We start from the raw sequence: 5,109 nt of genomic DNA, 5'->3' as shown, positions 1-5,109 counted from the left end.
CTTTTTATTTGTTTAAATCCAAGGACCAATCACTACGGTGTAAATACTTAAAACAATACCTGCAAGAATCAGAAGAGTACCTAAAGCGAGTAACGGATTGAATTTTTTTGAACGATTATTTTCTGTGGGTTCTTTTTTGAACAACTTGGATAAAGCCAAGAACAAAAGTCCTAAAATAATCAGTAATCCGTTAATAAAGAACGTAGATAATCCGCTTTTTTTCTTTCCATTTTTCGATAAAACAGAATTTTGTAATGCTTTTAATTTTTTAGCATATTTACAACTAACACTCGGAGCAGCAACGGTAGAAGATACTTGAGCAAGTCCGTTATCTAGTGTTAATGTGTCTGCAGATAATGAAAAGGCAGGCGCAGTATTTTTTTGAATAACGCCATAAAAGTCTTGTTCTAAAATAACGTCTTCTTTGTTTATTGTGTTGTCTCCTTTAGAGAGTAGCTTTTTATATTCATATGTGGCAAAAGCTCGGTCGAAAATCGCGTTACCAAAGGCATGGCGCTGTAATTCGCCTTCTTGATCTTCCCAATCGCCCACACCTAACACAATTTCGATTAAGCGAGTCTCTCCTCGTTTAGCGGTTGCAGCATAGTTAAAGCCGCCTGTTGGGCTGGAACCTGTTTTTAAACCATCTGCTCCTTCGTAACCGTAGGCTAGGCCAGGTAATGAATAGTTATGGTTTTCTAGTAATTCAGCGTAGGGCGTATTTTCCATAATAGTGATCTGAGTCGGACTTGTATAAGTGACAGTATCAGGATAATTTTTCAGTAATTGATAAGATAAAATAGCTAAATCTCGAGCAGTCGTTACGTTATCAGCACGTTGGTCAATGCCTTCTGGTTTGTAATAGCCGTTGAAAGCTCCTGTTTCAGCACCGCTGCAATTGTAAAAAGTTGAGTTTGTCATGCCAAGTTCTTTGGCTTTATCGTTCATCATATGAACAAATTTTGCTTCATCATTTGCAGTGACTAGATTGGCTAGCATTACAGTTGCAACATTTGACGATTGTACAAGCGTAGCATAAAGCAAGTCCCGAACAGGGTAATCCACGCCAGAAACAATTGAATTGTTACTTAGTTCATAAATCTGTGAAATCGCTTGGTCGCTATCTGTTGCTTTAACTGTCGTATCTAAAGTGAATTTACCTTGTTCCATTGCTTCAAAAACAAGATAAACAGACATCAATTTGGCAATACTAGCAGGATTCCATTTTAAATCAGGATTATCTTCCCAAAGGACTTGTCCAGTTTGAGCTTCAATAACGATCGATGCTTTTGGCTTATAAAATTCGTTTGTTTGATAGCCGGCATTTTGTGTGATCGTCAGAATATCTTCTTCAGCATAGGCGCTAGTAGCGGTGACGATACCGGAAAAATAGCCTAAGACTAGTAAAAGGGAGCAAATTTTCAGTAAAACGTTTCTTGTCTTCATATAAACATCCTTTGTAATTAATCAAGTTCTTTTAATAAAGTGAACGTAGTTTAAACGCTTTTTTAGTAGAGTAATGAATCAGTGTATTCTAACAGATTTTGTTGTTTGGTGTTAGAAAAAAAGCCAGTTCTTTAAAAAAAATTTACAGAGCTTTCAGGAATAAAAAAAGGAAACGAAGTGGTAATAGACTTTCCTTTGTTAACAACTGAATAAAAAATACCAACTTCTATTAAACTATCGTTTTTTGATAAAGTCAACGTTAACTCAAAAGCAATTTTTAGCTTATTTAGTATTACTAGACTTTTAGAGAAACTTTCTAGGGTCATGCATGATTAATTATATTAAAAATACAATACTTCTATTTTACGCGAAAAATGAATGGAATTATATAATTTTGGTATATTTTAATAAAAAGTAATTTTTGTGTAATTTTGGTATACTTTAATTGATGGAGGTGCTCGAAATGAAAATTGAACAAATGGTTGCTTCCGAATGGGGAAGTTTTGCTAGGCAGATTTCTACAAGTATCCAGTTACTTCCCTTTTATGCAGCACATACTTTAGCTAGACAAGCCTTTAACGAAAAGGTTCGAAATAATTCTGGAACAGCGTATGTTATATACAAAGGCAGGGTGCCTTATTTATTTATGACCGTTGAATCAGGCAAAATAACTAATGTGTTGATCCAAGAAACCACTAAAATAAGTTGGACATCCTTTTTTTTAGCTGTGGATAAACTGTTCAAACAAACATTTCAGCCAACGATTACTTTGCTTTTTCCACAGGCGTTGACCTATCACTTACAAGAAGTATTTGTAAAGTATGGTTATAAAATCGAGGGAAATAGTTCAGCAAGCAAAGAGTTGATGTATTGTACCGCTTTAGTTTTAGGTGGCGGAGGAGCAAGAGGTGCTTATCAAATTGGTGTTTGGCAAGCGTTGAAAGAGTTAGCAATTCCCATCCAACTTATTACGGGGACATCGGTTGGTGCGCTGAATGGTGCGTTAGTGTTGCAAGATGATTTTGAAGCGGCTAAAAATATGTGGGAAAAAATCGATACGCAAAAAATACTATCATTCCCAACCACTGCAACATCCAGTGATACTTTTGGTGGTTTAATGAGCCAAATTGGTTCGTTTACAATAAATGCGATCCAATCAAACGGGGTTTCTACGCAACCGCTACAAAAGTTGATCGCTGAAACGTTCTCTCAGGAAATAATGGAGCAAGTGACAACAGATTTTTATTTAGTCACCACTGAATTGCCCAATATGCAGGAAAAAAATATCCATTTTAATACGTGTCAAAGTAATCAATGGCAGAATTGGCTGCTTGCCTCAGCTTCATTTTTCCCAGCGATGGCTGCAACAAAAATTGCGGATAAATATTATGTGGATGGTGGCTATCGGAATAATATTCCCATTGATATTGCATTGCATAATGGAGCAACAGAATGTATCATCGTTGATGTAAAAGGACCAGGAATCACAAAACCAATTAAAATACCGGCAACTTCAAGCTGTCTGACCTTAAAAACACCTTGGTCAATGGGCGCTGTTTTGTTGTTTGATGGGGTTCGTTCGACTCAAAATATTCAATTAGGCTATTTAGAAACGATGAGAGCTGTTGGTAGAAAATATAGCGGGTATTGGTACACCTTTGATGAAACATTAAGCAATATAGAACAGTTCCAACAAGCCTTTTTTTCTTTTATCAAGCAGACCTATCAAATAAAATTATGGGAATCTAGCGCGCAACAAAATAAAATCTGTAAAAAATTGCGTAAATTATATAAAGACAGGGTGTATACTGAAAACATCGGATTGGTTTTGATTGAGCTGTTGGCAAAAAGTCAGGAAATATCTGCTGCTAAGTTATATACGATTCAAGAGTTAGTGGAGCTTTTGCAGCAAAGCGGACAGGTAAAGACTGATTTAATAGATACGATCGGCATGATTTCTGTCCAAGAATGGTTAAAGAGATATTATGAGGATTACTTTTTACTTTCCGACAAACAACAGTTATCATTGATAACTGAACTGTTACGGGTACAGGCAAAAGAAAAACCTCAAAGGCTGACTTTTTTATTAGATAAATTACCAGCCCAGACGTTACAAATTTTAATGAGAGAATTTATACAACAAGGAGTGGATGAATAATGGCACAAGAATTTTCGTATGAAATTGTAGAAGAAATTGCAGTATTATCTGAAAACGCCCAAGGTTGGCGTAAAGAATTTAATTTGGTGAGTTGGAATGGCCGTCCGCCAAAATTTGATTTGAGAGATTGGTCTGCTGATCATGAAAAAATGGGTAAAGGAATCACACTGACCAATGAGGAATTTGAGATTTTATCTAAAGCGCTAAAATCCATGTAGAGAGGACACCCTGTCAATGAAAAGTATGACTGGTTTTGGAAAAGAAACATTTTTAAACGATACGTACCAAATTGATGTAGAGATCAAAAGTGTCAATCAACGCTTTTTGGATATTCAATTACGGATGCCAAAAGAGGTCAATCCATATGAGATGGCTATTCGCCAATTGATAAAAGACACGTTACAACGTGGTCGGATCGAAGCCTATATCAATATCAAACAAACTGGTAGCGGCAATAAAGAAGTAGTGGTCCATTGGGCGCTGATTCATCAATTATTAGGAGAAGTTCAAGATGAGCTGGCGGCCAAGTATCCCCAAGCGAAATTTGATCCTGCACAAAACATCAACCAATTACTAAACAATTCTGATTATGTTGAAGTCACAGAAAAGCAAGAAGCAGATGAGACGTTTGGCTTGTTGGTTTTAGATAGTGTGAAAAAAGCGGTTGAACGAATTGATGCCAGTCGTCTGCAAGAAGGGCTGAAAATTCAGCAAATCTTGACGGTCTATGGTCAAGATTTCATCAATTTGGTTTCTGAATTAACAGGATTTGTCACTATTTATGAAAAAGACTATCGAGAAAAATTTGAAACAAAGCTGAATGATTGGCTAGGCAATCAAGTTGATGAAGCACGTTTGTTGACGGAATTGGCGATTTTACTTGAAAAAGGGGATATTCACGAAGAATTAGATCGTTTAGCGATTCATGTGGATAAACTACAGGAATTGTTGATCCAAACTGAACCTGTCGGTCGGGAGTTAGATTTTCTGATTCAGGAGATGAACCGTGAAGTCAATACGATCGGTTCAAAATCTAGCCCGATTGAAATTAAAAATATTGTCGTCCAGATGAAAACAATTCTGGAAAAAATTCGTGAACAAATTCAAAATGTCGAATAATAGAAAATAGTTTGTGATTCCATCTTTTAAAGCTATAATTAAAGAGAAGAAAGCAAAGAGGTGAATAATTATGTCAAATTATTATGATGTTACGTTCCATGAACTAAGCGGAAAATCGGTTGTAAAAAGAGAAGTTATTTCTGATAAAGAACCCTTCGATGCATGGCAAGATGCCTGTGTTTCTTTTACAGATGAAGTATTGAATATTCGTGTAAATGAAGAGGCCTTTGTTTCATTGAATCGTCGATATGTTGTTCGGATAGATGTAGAAGAAGTCGATGGACCTGTGGATAAACAAATCAAGCGCCATGATGAAATTATGGGTGTTGTAAATACCTTATCAAACATGGGATTTTAATCGAAACGAAAAATAAAGGTGAGAAAAG

General features: G+C 36.1%; 5 protein-coding genes. 4 read left to right on the top strand and 1 reads right to left on the bottom strand.

Annotated features, from left to right (window positions below):
- Positions 1–12 precede the first annotated feature (12 nt).
- Positions 13–1,446 (bottom strand): DUF1958 domain-containing protein, encoded by a 1,434-nt coding sequence (locus JZO69_RS16340; protein WP_207113875.1) that lies wholly within the window; start codon positions 1,444–1,446, stop codon positions 13–15.
- Between the two features lie 463 nt (positions 1,447–1,909).
- On the opposite strand from JZO69_RS16340, the gene JZO69_RS16335 reads away from it, so the two are divergent.
- From JZO69_RS16335 to JZO69_RS16320, 4 genes are all read left to right on the top strand, one after another.
- Positions 1,910–3,604 carry a patatin-like phospholipase family protein gene (locus JZO69_RS16335; RefSeq protein ID WP_207113874.1) on the top strand — a complete coding sequence of 565 codons (1,695 nt, stop codon included), beginning with the start codon at positions 1,910–1,912 and terminating at the stop codon, positions 3,602–3,604.
- On the top strand, positions 3,604–3,822 hold the full coding sequence (locus JZO69_RS16330; RefSeq protein ID WP_207113873.1) for a YdbC family protein: 219 nt from the start codon (positions 3,604–3,606) through the stop codon (positions 3,820–3,822). Before JZO69_RS16335 ends, JZO69_RS16330 begins: the two co-directional genes overlap by 1 nt.
- Before the next feature lie 16 nt (positions 3,823–3,838).
- Positions 3,839–4,723, top strand: a complete 885-nt coding sequence (locus JZO69_RS16325; RefSeq protein WP_207113872.1) for a YicC/YloC family endoribonuclease — start codon at positions 3,839–3,841, stop codon at positions 4,721–4,723.
- A gap of 70 nt (positions 4,724–4,793) precedes the next feature.
- The gene (locus JZO69_RS16320; RefSeq protein WP_207113871.1) at positions 4,794–5,081 is read left to right on the top strand and encodes a hypothetical protein; all 288 of its coding nucleotides are present in this window, start codon (positions 4,794–4,796) and stop codon (positions 5,079–5,081) included.
- The last annotated feature ends 28 nt before the right edge of the window (positions 5,082–5,109 follow it).

Source organism: Candidatus Enterococcus ikei (genome assembly GCF_017316105.1).
In the GTDB taxonomy this organism is placed as follows: Bacteria; Bacillota; Bacilli; order Lactobacillales; family Enterococcaceae; genus Enterococcus_L; species Enterococcus_L ikei.
This window is presented reverse-complemented; position numbering and strand designations above follow the sequence as displayed.

Coding starts and splice junctions, on each gene's coding strand:
- JZO69_RS16340 (WP_207113875.1), bottom strand. CDS start 1,446: ATGAAGACAAGAAACGTTTTACTGAAAATTTGCTCCCTTTTACTAGTC.
- JZO69_RS16335 (WP_207113874.1), top strand. CDS start 1,910: ATGAAAATTGAACAAATGGTTGCTTCCGAATGGGGAAGTTTTGCTAGG.
- JZO69_RS16330 (WP_207113873.1), top strand. CDS start 3,604: ATGGCACAAGAATTTTCGTATGAAATTGTAGAAGAAATTGCAGTATTA.
- JZO69_RS16325 (WP_207113872.1), top strand. CDS start 3,839: ATGAAAAGTATGACTGGTTTTGGAAAAGAAACATTTTTAAACGATACG.
- JZO69_RS16320 (WP_207113871.1), top strand. CDS start 4,794: ATGTCAAATTATTATGATGTTACGTTCCATGAACTAAGCGGAAAATCG.